The sequence below is a fragment of the Cupriavidus sp. 01L45 genome (assembly GCF_056399885.1).
Genome location: NZ_JBFTSG010000065.1, coordinates 38223 through 55431, shown reverse-complemented (window position 1 = coordinate 55431; position 17209 = coordinate 38223). Strand labels below are relative to the sequence as shown.

Annotated in this window: 10 protein-coding genes and 1 pseudogene; 5 read left to right on the top strand and 6 right to left on the bottom strand. The window is 67.5% G+C overall.

The annotated features are described in order from the left end of the window. Positions 1-3 precede the first annotated feature (3 nt). From mrdA to AC1DT6_RS33975, 3 genes and pseudogenes are all read left to right on the top strand, one after another. On the top strand, positions 4-2328 hold the full coding sequence (mrdA, locus tag AC1DT6_RS33985) for a penicillin-binding protein 2 (protein ID WP_477115323.1): 2325 nt from the start codon (positions 4-6) through the stop codon (positions 2326-2328). A gap of 12 nt (positions 2329-2340) precedes the next feature. Further along, positions 2341-3483 carry a rod shape-determining protein RodA gene (rodA, locus tag AC1DT6_RS33980; protein ID WP_441631045.1) on the top strand — a complete coding sequence of 381 codons (1143 nt, stop codon included), beginning with the start codon at positions 2341-2343 and terminating at the stop codon, positions 3481-3483. Positions 3484-3565: 82 nt separating this feature from the next. Next, a pseudogene (locus tag AC1DT6_RS33975) lies at positions 3566-4324 on the top strand (ParA family protein); the annotation flags it as partial. Between the two features lie 116 nt (positions 4325-4440). On the opposite strand, the gene AC1DT6_RS33970 reads toward AC1DT6_RS33975, so the two are convergent. The 6 genes from AC1DT6_RS33970 to AC1DT6_RS33945 all read right to left on the bottom strand — a co-directional run bounded on the left by AC1DT6_RS33970 (position 4441) and on the right by AC1DT6_RS33945 (position 14236). Beyond that, positions 4441-5373: an alpha-E domain-containing protein gene (locus AC1DT6_RS33970; RefSeq protein ID WP_441631042.1), complete on the bottom strand. Its 933-nt coding sequence runs from the start codon at positions 5371-5373 to the stop codon at positions 4441-4443. A gap of 78 nt (positions 5374-5451) precedes the next feature. Next, on the bottom strand, positions 5452-6390 hold the full coding sequence (locus AC1DT6_RS33965; protein WP_441631040.1) for a transglutaminase family protein: 939 nt from the start codon (positions 6388-6390) through the stop codon (positions 5452-5454). Positions 6391-6398: 8 nt separating this feature from the next. After that, complete coding sequence (locus AC1DT6_RS33960; protein ID WP_477115322.1) at positions 6399-9062, bottom strand: circularly permuted type 2 ATP-grasp protein; 2664 nt, start codon at positions 9060-9062, stop codon at positions 6399-6401. A gap of 27 nt (positions 9063-9089) precedes the next feature. Beyond that, positions 9090-12635 carry a transglutaminase family protein gene (locus tag AC1DT6_RS33955; RefSeq protein ID WP_441631036.1) on the bottom strand — a complete coding sequence of 1182 codons (3546 nt, stop codon included), beginning with the start codon at positions 12633-12635 and terminating at the stop codon, positions 9090-9092. A 168-nt stretch (positions 12636-12803) separates the two neighbouring features. Further along, on the bottom strand, positions 12804-13544 hold the full coding sequence (locus AC1DT6_RS33950) for a tetratricopeptide repeat protein (RefSeq protein ID WP_441631034.1): 741 nt from the start codon (positions 13542-13544) through the stop codon (positions 12804-12806). 92 nt (positions 13545-13636) lie between these two features. Continuing rightward, positions 13637-14236: a MarR family winged helix-turn-helix transcriptional regulator gene (locus AC1DT6_RS33945; RefSeq protein WP_441631032.1), complete on the bottom strand. Its 600-nt coding sequence runs from the start codon at positions 14234-14236 to the stop codon at positions 13637-13639. Between the two features lie 283 nt (positions 14237-14519). Between AC1DT6_RS33945 and AC1DT6_RS33940 the strand changes: the two genes are divergently transcribed. Together AC1DT6_RS33940 and AC1DT6_RS33935 are read left to right on the top strand one after the other, a co-directional pair. After that, positions 14520-15467, top strand: coding sequence for a tripartite tricarboxylate transporter substrate-binding protein (locus AC1DT6_RS33940; protein WP_051648081.1), 948 nt, complete (start codon positions 14520-14522; stop codon positions 15465-15467). A gap of 158 nt (positions 15468-15625) precedes the next feature. Further along, on the top strand, positions 15626-17185 hold the full coding sequence (locus AC1DT6_RS33935) for a sulfatase-like hydrolase/transferase (protein WP_477115321.1): 1560 nt from the start codon (positions 15626-15628) through the stop codon (positions 17183-17185). Positions 17186-17209: the final 24 nt, after the last annotated feature.

Sequence of the window (17209 nt, the reverse complement as noted above, 5' to 3'; positions counted from 1 at the left end):
ACCATGACCGAAATACGCAATGTCGAACAGGAGCTCGGCCGCTTCCGCATCCGCGTAGCGGCGGCGGGCCTGTTTGCCGTGATCTGCTTCGGCCTGCTGTTCACGCGCTTTCTCTGGCTGCAGTGGTACAAGCATGACCAGTACTCGGCCAAGGCCGAGGACAACCGCATCTCGGTGGCGCCGATCGAGCCCAACCGCGGCATCATCATGGACCGCAACGGCGTGGTGCTGGCGCGCAACTATTCCGCCTACACGCTGGAAATCACGCCGTCCAAGCTGTCCGACACGCTCGACAACACCATCGAGGAACTAGCCCAGCTGATCGACATCCAGCCGCGCGACCGCCGCCGCTTCAAGCGGCTGATGGAAGAATCCCGCAGCTTCGAGAGCCTGCCGATCCGCAGCCAGCTCACCGACGAGGAAGTGGCGCGTTTCTCCGCGCAGCGCTTCCGCTTTCCCGGCGTGGACGTGCGCGCGCGGCTGTTCCGCCAGTACCCGATGGGCGAGTCCGCCTCGCACGTGATCGGCTACCTCGGCCGCATCTCGCAGCGCGACCAGGAACGCATCGAGGCCATGGACGAGGCCAACAGCGCCGAAGGCGCCAAGTACGATCCGCGCAAGGACGCCGACAACTACAAGGGCTCCAACTACATCGGCAAGATCGGCATCGAGCAGAGCTACGAGACCGAACTGCACGGCCTGACCGGCTTCGAGGAAGTGGAAGTGAGCGCGGGCGGACGCCCCATCCGCACGCTGTCCACCTCCCCCGCCACGCCCGGCAACAACCTGATCCTGTCGCTCGACATCCGCCTGCAGCAGCTGGCCGAGGCGCTCTTTGGCGACAAGCGCGGCGCGCTGGTGGCGATCGAGCCGGCCACCGGCGACATCCTGGCCTTTGTTTCCAAGCCGACCTACGACCCCAACCTGTTCGTCGAAGGGATCGACACCAATACCTGGAACGAACTCAACGGCTCGCCCGACAAGCCGCTGCTGAACCGTCCGCTGCGCGGCACCTACCCGCCCGGCTCGACCTACAAGCCGTTCATGGCGCTGGCGGCGCTCACCACCGGCAAGCGCACCGCAGCCTGGGGCATGCACGATCCGGGCTCATTCACGCTGGGCAACCATACCTTCCGCGACGACAAGCCGGGCGGCCACGGCTGGGTGGACATGAACGCCTCCATCGTGCAGTCGTGCGATACCTATTACTACATGCTGGCGCGCGACATGGGCGTCAACGCCATTCATGACTTCATGAAGCCGCTGGGCTTCGGCCAGATCACCGGCATCGACATCGAAGGCGAGAGCCGCGGCATCCTGCCGTCGACCGAATGGAAGCAGCGCGCCTACCGCAAGCCCGAGCAGCGGAAGTGGTATGACGGCGAAACCATCTCCCTTGGCATCGGACAGGGCTACAACAGCTTCACCATCCTGCAGCTGGCCAACGCCACCGCCATCCTGGTCAACAACGGCTCCGCGATGAAGCCCCACCTGGTCAAGGCGGTGGAGGATTCCATAACCCGCGACCGCGAGCTCACGGTGCCCAAGGAAAGCTACCGGCTGCCGTTCAAGCAGGCCGATATCGACGTGATCAAGCGCGCCATGGTCGGCGTGACGCACTCGGGCACGGCTGCGCGCGCCTTTGCCGGCGCAGCCTACGAGTCGGCCGGCAAGACCGGTACCGCCCAGACCTTCACCATGGGCAAGAACGAGAAGTACAACCACCACGCGCTGGACGAGCGCAAGCGCGACCATGCGCTCTATACGGCATTCGCCCCGGCGGACAACCCGAAGATCGCGCTGGCGATGATCGTGGAAAACGCCGGCTTCGGCGGCGCCGTGGCCGCGCCGATCGCGCGCAAGGTGATGGATTACTACCTGCTCGGCAAGTGGCCGGCAGAGCTGGAGAACATCGCCCCGCCCGCATCGGAGCGCGCCGGCGGCAAGCCGCCGGTGGATACGCCCAGCGTGTTCACCACCGGCCACACCGCCAGCATCGCCAGCGCCACGGTCATGGGCGCCAGCGAGGCCGCCGCCACCAGCGAAGGCGCCAGCGCGCCGGCCGCGCGCGTCGCAGCCCGTGCCGGTGCTGCCGCCACGGCCGCTTCCGCCGTGCAGGCGCCGGTGATCGACCCCGCCGCCATCGCGCCGGCCTCGGCGGTACAGACGCTGGACGAGCGCATGGCGCAGGCCCTTGGCCACAGCCGCCCGGCTCCGGCCCCCGCCCCTGCCGCGCAGGCCGTGGTGGGGCCGGCCAGTTCCAAACCCCGCGCCAAGCCGGCAACCGCGCCCGCCGCGGCCGGCGGCAACGCCAACGCTACACGCTGAAGGAGACGCGCCATGGATCGCCGCCGCGTCCTATCGTTCATCAAGACGGCCATCACCGGCTTCGACAAGCCGCTGGCGCTGATCGTCTTCCTGCTGTTCGCCACCGGCATCGTGGCGCTCTACTCCGCCGCCATCGACATGCCCGGGCGGGTCGAGGACCAGTTGCGCAACATCCTGCTGTCCTATGTGGTGATGTGGGCCATCGCTTACCTGCCGACCCAGACGCTGATGCGGGTGGCGGTGCCGCTCTACACGGTAGGCGTGGCCCTGCTGGTCGCGGTGGCCATGTTCGGCCTGATCCGCAAGGGTGCGCGCCGCTGGCTCTACGTCGGCATGGTGATCCAGCCCTCCGAGATCATGAAGATCGCCATGCCGCTGATGCTGGCGTGGTACTTCCAGAAACGGGAGGGCTCGGTCAGGTGGTTCGATTTCGTGCTGGCGCTGGTGCTGCTGCTCGTGCCCGTTGGCCTGATCGCCAAGCAGCCCGACCTCGGCACCGGCCTGCTGGTCATGGCCGCCGGCCTCTATGTGATCTATTTCGCCGGCCTGTCGTGGAAGATCATCCTGCCGCTGCTTGCCATCGTGGTGGTGGCCATCACCGCGCTGGTCACCTTCGAGCACGATATGTGCGCCCCCGGCGTGAACTGGCCGATCCTGCACGACTACCAGCAGCACCGCATCTGCACGCTGCTGGATCCCACCACCGACCCGCTCGGCAAGGGTTTCCACACCATCCAATCGATCATCGCCATCGGCTCCGGCGGCGTCTTCGGCAAGGGCTGGCTGAAGGGCACGCAGACGCACCTGGAGTTCATCCCGGAAAAGCACACCGACTTTATCTTCGCGGTCTTCTCGGAGGAATTCGGCCTGGTGGGCAATGCGGTGCTGCTGGTGCTGTACCTGCTGCTGATCTTCCGCGGGCTGTATATCGCGGCCAACGCGCCGACGCTGTTCTCGCGGCTGCTGGCGGGGGCGATCACGCTGATCTTCTTCACCTACGCGTTCGTCAACATGGGGATGGTGAGCGGCATCCTGCCCGTGGTGGGGGTGCCGTTGCCGTTGATGAGCTATGGCGGGACGGCGCTGGTGACGCTGGGCATGGGGATCGGGATACTGATGAGTATCTCGCGTCAGAAGCGGCTGATACAGACGTAGCCTGTCGCGCGATTTGGCCGCTGAAATGACACCGCGCTAGGGTATYCTCTTCCCTTTGGCACGTTCACATCCAAGGGCTCAAATGCGGCGCGTCGTATTCAATCAGAAGGGCGGTGTCGGTAAGTCGACCATCGTTTGCAACCTGGCCGCCATCAGTGCCAGCGAAGGCCTGCGCACCCTGGTCATCGACCTGGATGCGCAAGGCAACTCCAGCCAGTACCTGCTCGGCACGCAGGCCGCGGAAGCCACCCCGACCGTGGCAGACTTCTTCAACACCGCGCTGACGTACAGCTTCAAGCCGGTGGAAGTCACCTCGTTCATCCATGCCACGCCGTTCGAGAACCTCGATGTGATGCCCGCCCATCCCGAGCTCGACGCGCTGCACGGCAAGCTCGAATCCCGCTACAAGATCTACAAGCTGCGCGATGCGCTGATCGAGCTGGAAGCGGTGTACGACGCGATCTACATCGACACGCCGCCGGCTTTGAATTTCTACACCCGCTCCGCGTTGATCGCTGTCGAGCGCTGCCTGATTCCGTTCGACTGCGACGACTTCTCGCGCCGTGCGCTTTATACGCTGCTCGACAATGTGAAGGAGATCCAGCATGACCACAATGCGGATCTCGAAGTCGAGGGTATTGTGATCAACCAGTTCCAGCCGAGGGCCAGCCTGCCGTTGCAACTGGTTGAGGAGCTGGTTGGCGAGGGGTTGCCGGTGCTGAATTCACGGTTGTCGTCGTCCGTGAAGATCCGGGAGTCGCATCAGCATGCGATGCCGATGATTCATCTGGATCCGCGGCATAAGCTGGCGTTGGAGTATTTGGCTTTGCGCACCCAACTGCGTACGGCGTCCCCCGCAGGGGGATGTCGTACGCTGTTGGGTGCAAGAGCCAACACCGCTCAAATCAAAGACCAAGCACCGACAAAAAAGCCAATGGTTTGCCCCTACCCCTACCCCTACACCCCCTTCATCAAAAAATCCCGACTAACCCCACCCCCCAACTCATGGATCCTGCGAAGAAAATCACTAAGCCACCCATGAATCCCAACAGAAAAAATATCCTCGATCCGAGTGAATTTAAGCTCGGCATGCAGCTTCCCCGCCCGCCTCTCCGTCTCCACTGACTGCGCATTCCTGACCTGCGCCAGCAACGAAACCACCTCCCGCAAACTCGCCGCCAGCGACCGCGGCATATCCGGATGCACGATCAGCAACTCCGCCACGCGTTCCGGCGTAACCACCGATCGATAAACCTTGCGATACATCTCCAGCCCCGACACCGAACGCAATACGGCAGCCCACTGATAGAAGTCGTCCTGCTGCTGCCCCAGGTCGGTAGCCTGGAACTTGACATCGAGAATGCGGGCCGTGTTATCCGCCCGTTCCAGGAACGTCCCCAGGCGCATGAAGCAATAGGCTTCGTCCTTGAGCATGGTCCCGGCTTCCACGCCGCGCGTAAGGTGAGAGCGGAACTTCACCCACTCGAAGAACTGCGCCGGGTCGTGCCGCAGGATCCCGTCGGCAACCATCTGCTGCACATCGAGCCAGGTGGTGTTGATGGTCTCCCAAAGCGGCGTGGTAAGCGCGCCGCGCACCGCACGGGCGTTTTCGCGGGCGGCGCGCAGGCACGACATGATCGACGCGGGATGGCTCAGGTCCCGCACCATGAAGTCGATCACCTCCCCGTGCGCCACCGCGCCGTGATGCGCGGCAAATACCGGCGTGAGTTCGGTCACATCGAGCATCGCCAGCCAGCCTTGCCGGGCCACGTCGGGCGACTGCGGCAGCATTGAGGCCTGGTAGTTGACGTCGAGCATGCGTGCGGTGTTCTCCGCACGCTCGGTGTAGCGGGCCATCCAGAACAGGTGGTCGGCGGTGCGGCTTAGCATGATGATTCCCCCTTTTCTCGGCAAACCCAGGCTACCGACAAGCAATTGGCTTGCCAGCCGCTGACCGCTGCGGCGTCGCTACACGAGCGGCAACACGCTGACCTCCACTTCGACATCGTGCGCGCCGCCGCCGAAGATGACACCGCGCAGCAGCGAGACATCGCTGTAGTCGCGCCCGAATGCCAGCGTGACGTGGCCGGTGTCGGCCAGCACATCGTTGGTGGGATCGAGGTCGACCCAGCCGGCCAGCGGGCAGTAGACCGACAGCCACGCGTGCGAGGCGTCGGCGCCGATCAGCCTGGGCTGGCCGGGCGGCGGTTCGGTGCGCAAGTAGCCGCTGACATAGCGCGCGGCGAGGCCAAGCGAGCGCAGGCAGCCGATCATCACCTGGGCGAAATCCTGGCACACGCCGCTGCGCAGGCCGAAGGCCTGCAGCGCCGGCGTATCGACCTCGGTGGCGGTGGCGTGGTATTCGAAGTCGGCATGGATGCGGTGCATCAGGTCGATGGCGCCCGCCACCACTGTCGTGCCGGGCGCGAAGCTGGCCAGCGCGTAGGCCTTGAGGTCCGGATGCAGCGCTATGTTGGGCGAGGCGAAGCAGAACTCGCTCTGCGGCATGAAGGGCTGGCCGGCGCGAAAGCGCAGCGCTGCCACGGCGGCTTCCCACGGCATGCTGGCGGCGGGATCGAGCGCCTCCCAGCGCGGCGTCAGGCTGACCGTGCTCTCGCAGGCGAGCTGCATGAAGTCGTGCGGCACGTCGATGGTGAAGTACAGCACGTTGTTGCCGAAGGCATCGGTGTCGGCACGCTGGTGCGACGGCGCCGGCTCGATCAGCGTGCTGTGCGAGAGCACCGCCTGCCACGGGCAAGTGACCGGGAACACCACGGCGCGCTGCTGGGCGTTTTCCACCGGCGCGGTGTAGTCGTAGATGGTCTTGTGGTGGACGGTCAGCACGGATGCGGCGCGCGGCGCGGGTGTCGCGGGCGCGACGGCGGCGGCGGCGGTCGTCTCGTTCATCGCCGCGGTCATGGCTGCACCCCGGCCCAGGCACCCGTCCCGGCCATGCCGGCATGGCTGAAGTAGCGCGCACTGATTTCGTCGGACAATTGCACCATCATGCTCGTCAGTTGCCCGCACAATTGCACCAGATTGGTGTATTGCCCGTCGGCATCACGCTCGCATAGCGCCTCCCAGCCAGGCAGCGTCTCCACCGTGGGCAGGAACTGCGGCAGCGGCAAACGCCCGGTGCCTGCCGGACTGGCCGGGGGCGTGACCTGGCCGAGCTTGACGCGCAGCCGCGCCAGCACGCCATAGAGCCCGCGCGGATTGGTGGGCTCGATCACGATCTGGTCGACCAGCGCCGGCACATCGGAGCGGCCGGGATAGAGCGCGCGGAAGGTCAGCGTGCTGTCGAACAGGTGCAGCACCAGGTCGAAGCAGGTCCGGTGCAGCAGCGCGCCGTTGTGCGCGAACACCTGCAGGAAGGTCGACAGCGTGGCCACGCGTTCGATATGGCGGCCGATGAACAGCAGGCGCCAGGCTTCATCCCGGGTCATGCGGTCGCCCTGGGCGCCGCTGATGGCGGCGAGCTGCATGCCCAGGCGATCCAGCGCCGCCAGCACGCGCGGCCGGTCGTAGTAGCCGGCGTCGCTGCCCGCCGCGCCCGGGCTGCCGCCACAAGCGGCCGCCATCGCGTCGCCGAAATCGTTGCGCGCGGCCAGGATGGTGCGCCAGTGATCGTTGGACAGCCGGTTGCGGATCTCGGTGGCGGCATGCACATGACTGGCCAGGTTCTGGCCCACGCTGGTCCAGCCGGCGTCTTCCGCCAGCGCGGATACCAGGCTGCGCTCGAACACGCGCAGCGAGGCCCGCGGCTGCGGGGCGCCGGTCGGCAGCAGGCCGCAGGCCTGCACCAGTTCGCCGATCACGTCGAGCGCGCTGTCGTCGCGGTCGTCGCTGCTCTCGATCGAGCCCAGCACTAGCCGGCACAGGCGCACATTGTTCTCCGCACGCTCGGCATAGCGGCCGGCCCAGAACAGGTTCTCGGCGGCGCGGCTCGATACCGCCAGCGGCTTGGGGGCTGGCCCCAGGCCCGTGCTGCCCATCGGGAACGGCGGCGGCATCGGCACCGGCTGTGCCGGCTGGCTCGACAGCACCCAGGTATCGACGCTGGACCCGCCGAGCTGCATCGAAACCGCCGGCTGCCCTTCTCCCGCGAGCCGGGTAAAGCCGCCCGGCATCACCTGCCAGCCGCCGCGCCCGTCGGCGATGGCGTAGACCCGCAGCATGGCCATGCGCGAGCCGATATGCGGGCCTTCCCAGCGCGGCGCGTGCGACAGCGGCAGATCGGCCTGGATGGTGAACAGATCGGGCACCTGCTCGATGCGCTCGCGCCAGTCGGCCAGCCGCTGCAGGCCGCGCTCCATGCCCAGCCGTGGCCCTTCCCACGGCTGCGCCATGCCGCGCGGATAGGTCGGCATCAGGAAGGCTTCGCTGAATTGCGCGAGCGCTTCCGCGCGCGCGGTGGCCTCGCCGCACCACCAGCTCGGCACGCCGGGCAGCAGCAACGGCTCGCCCAGCAGTTCGCGGGCGATGGCGGGCAGGAAACCGTGGATGGCCGGCGTTTCCAGGAAGCCCGAGCCGGGCGCGTTGGAGACCAGCACATTGCCCGCGCGCATCGCCTGCAGCAAGCCGGGCACGCCAAGCGTGGAGTCCTGCCGCAGCTCGACCGGATCGCAATAGGCATCGTCCAGGCGGCGCAGTACCACGTCGACGCGTTCGAGCCCGGCCAGGGTCTTCAGGTAGACCACGTCGTTGCGCACGGTCAGGTCCTTGCCCTCGACCAGCGTGATGCCGAGGTAGCGGGCCAGGAAGGTGTGCTCGAAATAGGTTTCGTTATAGGGGCCCGGGGTGAGCAGCACGATGTGCTTGCTGACCGCCACCGCCATGCCGGCAGCGGATTCGGGCGCGGGTGGCTGCGCCGCGGGCTGCTGCGCCAGCGTGGCCACCAGTTGCGTGAACGCGGCGGGCAGGCGCCGCACGCGCAGCTCGCGGAACGCATCGGTGAACAGGCTGGAGATGATCAGCCGGTTTTCCAGCGCGTAGCCCATGCCCGAAGGCGTTTCCGTGCGGTGGGCCATGACGGTCCAGCCGCCCGCCACGGTATGCGCCAGGTCCACCGCGACGATATGCAGGAAATTGCCGCCCGGCGGCTGGTAGCCCTTGAGCGGGCGCAGGTAGCCGGGATGGCCGAAGACCAGGCCGGCCGGCAGCAAGCCCTTGGACAGCAGGGTCTGCGGCCCGTAGATGTCGGCCACCACGGCGTTGGCCAGCTCGGCCCGCTGGATCACGCCGCGCTCGATCCGCTCCCAGTCGTCCTCGGCGACCAGGAAGGGCAGCAGGTCCAGCGCCCAGGCGCGTGCGCCAGCCTTGTCGGCGTTGTCCGCGTACACGTTGTAGGTCACGCCGTTGTCGCGGATCTGGCGCGCCATGGCGGCGGCCTGCTGGTCGAGGCCGTCGATGCCTTCCTCGCCCAGCACCTGGAAGAAGCTCGCCCACGGCGCGCGCAGCCCGTCGCCGCACGCGCCCAGTTCGTCAAGGTGGCCGGGCGGCACCGGCCGCGCGCGGTGCATCACCGCGTCTGCCGCGGGGGTGGATTCATCGAAAGGCAGTGATGGCTGTTGAGGCACGGGGGCGCGGCTTGGGGGCGAGCCGGATCAGCGTTGCCGCAAATCCAGCGTGAACGGAAACTCGAGGCCGCGGCGGGGTTCCTCCACGCGCATCACGCCCGGTGTGTGTCCGAGTGTGAAGAAGCGTGTCAGGCGCCGGCTTTCGGCCTCGTAGGCATTGACCGGGAAGGTCTCGTAGCTGCGCCCGCCCGGATGCGAAACATGATACTGGCATCCGCCGATGCTGCGTCCCATCCAGGTGTCCACCACGTCGAAAGTCAGCGGCGCGTGCGACGCGATGGTGGGATGGAGCGCGGACGGCGGCGCCCAGGCCCGGTAGCGCACCCCCGCCACGAACTCGCCCACGCGCCCGGTGGGCTGCAGCGGCACCGCGCGGCCGTTGACCGTAACCACGTGGCGGCTGTCGTTCAGGCCCAGCACGCGCACTTCGATGCGTTCCAGCGAGGAATCCACATAGCGCACGGTGCCGCCGGCGCTGCCCTCCTCGCCCATCACGTGCCACGGCTCCAGCGCGGCGCGCAGCGTCAGCGCCAGCCCGCCCGCCGCCAGTTCGCCCACGCGCGGGAAGCGGAACTCGAAATGCGGGGCGAACCAGGCGTTGTCGAAGGCGAAGCCCGCCTCGCGCATCTCGGCGAGCACGTCGTCGAAATCCATCTGCACGAAGGTGCCCAGCAGGAAGCGGTCGTGCAACTCGGTGCCCCAGCGCGTGAGCCGCGCGCGATACGGCTCGCGCCAGAAGCGTGCCACCAGCGCGCGCAGCAGCAGTTGCTGCACCAGGCTCATGCGCCCGTGCGGCGGCATCTCGAACGCGCGCAGCTCCAGCAGGCCGAGCCGGCCGGTAGGGCCGTCGGGCGAGTAGAGCTTGTCGATGCAGAACTCGCTGCGGTGGGTGTTGCCGGTGACATCGATCAGGATATTGCGCAACGCGCGGTCGACCAGCCACGGCGGCACGTGCGCGCCATTGGCGCCCGCCGCCCCTTGCGTGCCGCTCAGGCGGTCGAGCTGGTGCTGCAGTTCGGCAAAGGCGATCTCGAGTTCGTACAGCTGGTCGTTGCGTGCCTCGTCCACACGCGGCGCCTGGCTGGTGGGGCCGATGAACATGCCCGAGAACAGGTAGGACAGCGAGGGATGGTTGTGCCAGTACGCGATCAGGCTGGACAGCACATCGGGGCGGCGCAGGAAGGGACTGTCGGCCGGCGTGGCGCCGCCCAGCACGAAGTGGTTGCCGCCGCCGGTCCCGGTGTGGCGGCCGTCGAGCATGAACTTCTCGGTGCTGAGGTAGGTTTCGTGGGCGGCCTGGTAGAGAAACTCGGTATGGTCGACCAGTTCGTCCCAGTTGGCCGCGGGATGGATATTGACCTCGATCACGCCGGGATCGGGCGTGACCTGCAGCACCTTCAGGCGCACGTCGCGCGGGGGCGGGTAGCCTTCGAGCACGATCTTCACGCCCAGCCCGGCGGCGGTGGCTTCCACCGCCGCCAGCAGTTCCAGGTAATCCTCCAGCACGGTCAGCGGCGGCATGAAAACATAGAGCATGCCGCGCTTGTCGCCAGCAGCCTTGCTCTCGGCCTTGGGGCCCGCGGCGCGGCTGGGGTGGCGCACCTCCACGCAGAGCGCGGTGCGGGTGATCCAGCCCGCGGATTCGCCGCGTCCGGGCACGCGCGCCAGGTCGGCCGCCTGGCCGCCGGGCGTGCCGGCACCGACGGCAATGCCCGCGGCCCTGCCGGCACCGGCAACTGCGCTCCTTGCCATCGCGGAGCCGGGTGCCGGGAAAGCCGCGGTGCTGGCGCGAATCCCGTGACCCTGGCCAGTCTCGGCGCCCGAGCCGGCAAGGCCCGGCAACTGCGTGCGCAGCTGTGCGCCGGTGGGTAGCGGCGAGCGTACCGCGAACGGGTCCTGGTCGAACTGCCAGGGGTAGTCCGCCTCGCTGACCCAGGGCAGGGCATCGAGCGGCAGGCGATAGCCCATCGGCGAATCGCCGGGCAGCAGGTACATGCGGTCGTCGCGGAAGAACCACGGTCCGCTGATCCAGCGCTGGCCGGACAAGGCAGGGCCATCCTCCTCGCCGGTGCGGCGCAGCGGCAGCACGTAGCCGGTCGGCCGCGACAGCCCGCCATCGAACACGCGGCGCAGGCGCATGCGCTCCATCTCGTCGTCCAGCCGCGCGTCCATGGGGTCGACGTTGACCGGCAGCCGGCGCTCGCGCCAGAGGTAATACCAGGTGTCTTCATAGCCGGGCTGCACAAAGTCCGGATTGAGGCCGAGCCGGCCGGCCAGGCTGTCGAGGAAACGCTGCGCGTCGGCCTCCGTGTAGTCGCCCGGCTCGCGCTCGTCGGCGAACAGCGACGGATCCTGCCAGCAAGGCTGGCCATCGGCGCGCCAGCAGATCGACAAGGCCCAGCGCGGCAGTTGCTCGCCGGGGTACCACTTGCCCTGGCCGAAGTGCAGGAAACCACCCTCGCCGTATCGGCCGCGCAGTTTATGCACCAGTTCGGTGGCATAGGCGCGCTTGGTGGGACCGAGCGCGTCCGTGTTCCACTCCGCGCCGTCGCGGTCCCTGACCGCGACAAAGGTAGGCTCGCCGCCCATGGTCAGGCGCACGTCCTGCGCGTTGAGCAAGCGATCGACCTCGGCGCCGGTGGCGGCCACGGCCTGCCACTGCTCCTCGGTATAGGGCTTGGTCACCCGCGGCGATTCATAGATGCGGGTGATCGACATCTCGTGGTGAAAGCTCACCTCGCTCTCGTCCACCGCGCCGCTGACCGGCGCCGCGCTGCTGGGCTCGGGCGTGCACGCCACCGGGATATGGCCCTCGCCGGCCAGCAGGCCGGAGGTGGGATCCAGGCCGACCCAGCCCGCGCCGGGCAGGTACACCTCGCACCAGGCGTGCAGGTCGGTGAAGTCCACCTCGGTGCCGCTGGGGCCGTCGATGGATTTCACGTCGGGCGCCAGTTGCAGCAGGTAGCCGGATACGAAGCGCGCCGCCAGACCCAGGTGGCGCAGCGTCTGCACCAGCAGCCAGCCCGAATCGCGGCAGGAGCCCGCGCCGGATTCCAGCGTCTGCTCGGGCGTCTGCACGCCGGGCTCCATGCGGATCAGGTAGCGGATGTCCTCCTGCAGGCGCTGGTTCAGGCCCACCAGGAAATCGATGGTGACCTGCGGCGTGCGCGGGATGCTCTCCACGAAGGCGGCAAAGCGCGGCGTCGGCTCGCCCTTGACCATATAGGGCGCCAGTTCGTGCGCCAGGCCCGCCTCGTAACTGAAGGGGAAACGCTCGGCGTAGGGTTCCAGGAAGAAGTCGAACGGGTTGTAGACCGCCATCTCGACCACCAGGTCGACGGTGATCTTGAACCCGGTCGTGGGCTCGGGGATCACCAGCCGGGCCAGGTAGTTGGCGAACGGGTCCTGCTGCCAGTTGATGAAATGCTGCTCGGGCTCGATGCGCAGCGAATACGAAAGAATGGGGGTGCGGCAGTGTGGGGCGGGCCGGAGCCGTACCACTTGCGGCGAGAGTTTCACCGGCCGGTCATACCGGTAGTGGGTGACGTGGTTCAGTGCGACGTGCGTTGCCACTCGGGCCTCCCATTGCGCAGGTTTTGTGTTGTGCTTACAAGCAAGAGTTGTACCGCCCCGGGCTCGACGAGGCGCGGCTTCCCCCTTGATTACGCTCTGCTCCGGCCGGCGTCAGCCTGGCCGCGGCTACTCCACCTGATATGGCACCATGGCAATGCGACCGGGGCATTACATGGCGCCGGCTCCTTTGGGATTGGCTTTCGCCTTGTCTTTCAGCCCCTGCTCCAGCAGCGAGCGCAGCTTGGCCAGCGCGCCGGGGTCTCCGTGCGAGGCGGAGCGGGCGTACCAGATCTTGGCCTGCTCGATGTCTTTTTCCACCACGCCGGGCTCGCCACGCTCGTAGTAGCTGCCGACGATGTATTGCGCGCCGCCGTCGCCGGCGCTGGCGGCGCGGCTGTACCACTGGAATGCCTTGCCGTAGTCGCGCGCCACGCCGCGCCCGGTAAAGTAGTTCGTCGCCAGCTCGACCTGGGCCTGCACATGGCCGCCTTCCGCCGCGCGGCGGTACCACTCGTTGGCGGATTCCAGCGAGCGCGGCACCAGTTCGCCGTGCTCGTACAGCTCGCCAAAAGTGAACTGGGCGTGGGTCATGTCGTTGTCGGCGGCGCGGCGCAGCCAGACCAGCGCCTCCTGCGGGCGCACCGGCGTGCCCTCGCCGCGCAGCATCATCATCGCGTAATTGAACTGGGCCAGCCGGTTGCCCTGCTCGGCCGCCTTGGCAAAGTCGCGCAAGGCCGCATCGAAGGCGCCTGCGTCGTAGGCGGCCACCGCCTGGCGCGTCAGCGCTTGCGCCGGTGCGGGAGGCTGGGGCGCGGCAAGGGCAAGCGGGGCAGCGAGCAGGCAGGCGGGCACCAGCGCCGCGGCGGTGGCGGCGCGCAGCCGGGGCGAAAAGAGACGAACAAGCGGCATGGCAGGCTCCAGGCAGTGCACGCGCTGACTCCAAGTCTACAAGTGTAGGAGCAGGAAGTCGCAGGGTGCAGTCGGAAGCCAGCGGCCGGACCTTACGGCTGGCGCCACCAATCCTGGGGCAACTGCGCAGGCGCGGGTACGGTGTCGGGCAGCGCTTGCGCCTGCGCCAGCAAGGTTTCGGCCTCGGCTTGCAGGCGGGACAGGCAACGCCCCAGCACCCGCGCCTCCTCCGGAGCCAGGCAGGCGGCCAGGCGCGCGTTGAAGGCCTGCGCCTGCGCAAAGGCCTGCCGGTAGACCGCCTCGCCCTCCTCGCTCAGCACGAACGCCGCCGCCCGCCGGTCCGTCTCGCGCGTGGCGCGCAGCACCAGACCACGCGCCATCAAGGCATGCACGGCGCGGCTGGCCAGCACCTTGTCCAGCCCGGCGCTTTGCGCCAGCTCCGTCAGGCGCGTGCCCGGCTGCTCGCCGAGGAAGGACAGCATGCGCCACTCGCGCCGGCTCACCCCGACCGCGACGCGCAGGTGATGCCCGCTGGCTTGCAGGGCGACACGGCTCAGGTGATAGAGGCGGTAGTTCAGGAAGTCGGCCAGCCGGGCGGGATGCTGCAGCGTCTCGCCGGCATCCCGTTCCCGTTCGTCCGCCAGCTCCCCGGCGTTCCCGCTGCCCTGCCTGCCCGTTTCGTCAGCGCTCATGCCGCACCCGCAAATTTAGTTGATTTTGTCAATTATATGGGTGGGTGTTAGCGTCTGTGCCGCTGCACAAGAACTGGCGAGCCGCATGGACAACGCAGCCGCCGGGGTACGGCCGGGCACCCGGCGACAAGGAACGAAACGCGCGGATCGATCCGCGAAACCCTTCTTTGGCTCACCACGACCGTATCGATAAATTGGCCGGCTTCCCGCCGATGCCGAACCAACAGGAGAATCCGTGAAACCCGCCAAACTGCTGCGCGCGCTAGTTCCCACCCTCGCCACCATGACCGTGCTGGCCGCCACCTGCCTGCCCAGCGCACCGGCCAGCGCCCAGAACGACCGTCCTCTGCGCATCCTCGTGGGCTACCCCGCCGGCGGCACCGCCGACCTGGCCGCGCGCCTGATCGGCGACAAGCTGCGCGACGAGCTCAGGCAGACCGTGGTCATCGAGAACAAGCCCGGCGCCGGCGGCCGCCTGGTGATGGACTACGCCCGCACGCTGCCCGCCGACGGCAACACGCTGGTAATCGCCAACTCGGCGGTAATGACCATCGCCCCGCTGGTCTACCGCAAGCTCAATTACGACATCCAGCGCGACTTCACCCCGGTGGCGCAGGCCGCCAACTTCCAGCTGGCGCTGGCCGCCGGCCCCGGCACGACGGCGAAGACGCTGAAGGAGTACATCGACTGGCTCAAGGCCAATCCTGCGAAGAACAACTCGTACGCGTCGCCGGCGCTTGGCAGCATCCCGCACTTCTTTGGCTTGCTGGTCGGCAGGCAGGTGGGCGTCGAGATGCTGCATGTGCCGTTCAATGGCTCGGCACCGCTGATGAATGCGCTGGTGGGCGGGCAGGTGCCGGCGTCGGTCGATACGCTGGCCGACCTGACCGAGATGCACCGGGCCGGAAAGATTCGCGTGCTGGCGAGTTCGGGAACGCAGCGGTCGGTGGCGCTGCCGGATGTGCCCACGTTTACCGAGCTTGGCTATAAGGATATCGAGGGCGTAGGCAGGTACGGCTTCCTGGCGCCGGCTGGCTTGCCGAAGGCGGCCATCGACCGGCTGAACGCGGCGATTGTGCACGCGGTGCAGTCAGGGGACCTGAAGGAGCGCTTCCTGAAGCTGGGACTGGAGCCGCTGACCGGGAGCGCGGAGCAGTTCGGGAAGGTGCTGGCGGCGGACGCCGGGCGCTGGGGGCCGGTGGTCAAGGCATCCGGTTATACGGGGGACTGAAAATTCCCCCAGAAAATATCGCCATGATTATTCATCAGATCAATATCATCTTCTTGACTGATGTAGTCATCGTCGAATCCCATTCTGTTATTTGTTGAGTTGATGGAATCCGGGTCGGGCGGCAATCGTCCGACCCCAGGCAGATCGTCAGGAAAGCCATGTCCACGAGAAACACCCTCTTCATCATGTGCGACCAGTTGCGTCAGGACCACCTGACCTGCTACGGCCACCCCACCCTGCGCACCAGGAACATCGACGCCCTCGCCGCGCGCGGCGTGCGCTTCACCAAGGCCTTCGTCACCTCCGGCGTGTGCGGCCCGAGCCGCATGAGCTTCTACACCGGCCGCTACCCCAGCAGCCACGGCGCCACCTGGAATCGCGTGCCGCTGTCGGTCGGCGAAGTAACGCTGGGCGAGTACCTGAAGGACAGTCACCGCTCACTGGCGCTCGCCGGCAAGACCCACGTCATGCCCGACAACGCCAACATGAAACGCCTGCACCTCGACGGCGGCAGCGAGCTGGAAACGCTGCTGCGCAGCGGGCATTTTGTCGAAGTCGACCGTCATGACGGCCATCATGCCGAGCCCCGCGGCGCCTATGCCGACTGGCTGCGCCAGCAGGGCTACGACAGCGCCGATCCCTGGACCGATTACGTGATCAGCGCGGAGAACGCGCAGGGCGAGATCGTGTCGGGCTGGCAGATGCGCAATGCAGGCCTGCCGGCGCGCGTGGCGGAGCCGCATTCGGAGACGGCCTATACGGTAGGCCAGGCCATGCAGTACATCGCCACGCGTGGCGCCGATCCGTGGGTACTGCATCTCTCGCTGGTCAAGCCGCACTGGCCCTATATGGCACCGGCGCCTTACCACGCGGCTTACTCGCTGGACGACTGCCTGCCGCTCAAGCGCCACGACGCGGAGCTGGAGGACCCGCACCCGGTGCTGGACGCATACCGCACGCAGGAGGAATGCGCCAACTTCATGCGCAGCGAAGTCTCGGACACGGTTCGCCCCGCCTATCAGGGGCTGGTGCAGCAGATCGACGACCGGCTTGGCGAGCTGTGGGAGCAGCTCGAACGCCTGGGCCGCTGGGAAGATACGCTGATCGTCTTCACCGCCGATCACGGCGACTTCCTCGGCGATCACTGGCTCGGCGAGAAGGAGCAGTTCTACGACACCGTGCAGAATATCCCGCTGATCGTCTACGACCCATCGCCCGACGCCGATGCCACGCGCGGCAGCGTCGATGCGCGCATGGTCTCCGCCGTGGACGTGGTGCCGACCGTGCTGGACGCCCTGGGCCTGCCGCCGGCCGACCATCGCGTCGAAGGCCGCTCGCTGCTGGATCTCACGCGCGCGCGCAGCGCCGGTCCGTGGCGCGATTTCGTGGTGTCGGAGCTGGACTACGCCTATCGCGGCGCGCGCGTGGCGCTGGGCCGGCACCCGGGCGAATGCCGAGCCTGGATGGTCCGCAACGCCCGCTGGAAGTATGTTCACTGGCAGGGCTTCCGCCCGCAGCTGTTCGACCTGGAGCGCGACCCCGATGAGTTCTTCGACCTGGGCGGGGATGCCGGCCATGAGCCGATCCGCTCGGCCATGCGGGGGCATCTGCTGGAATGGTTCTGCACGCTGAAGCCACGCACCACGGTCAGCAGTGCGGAAGTGGCGGCGAAGACCAATGTGTATAAGCAGGCGGGCGTGTTCTTTGGCGTGTGGTGAGCGGTCAGTTGTAAGCGGGCCTCG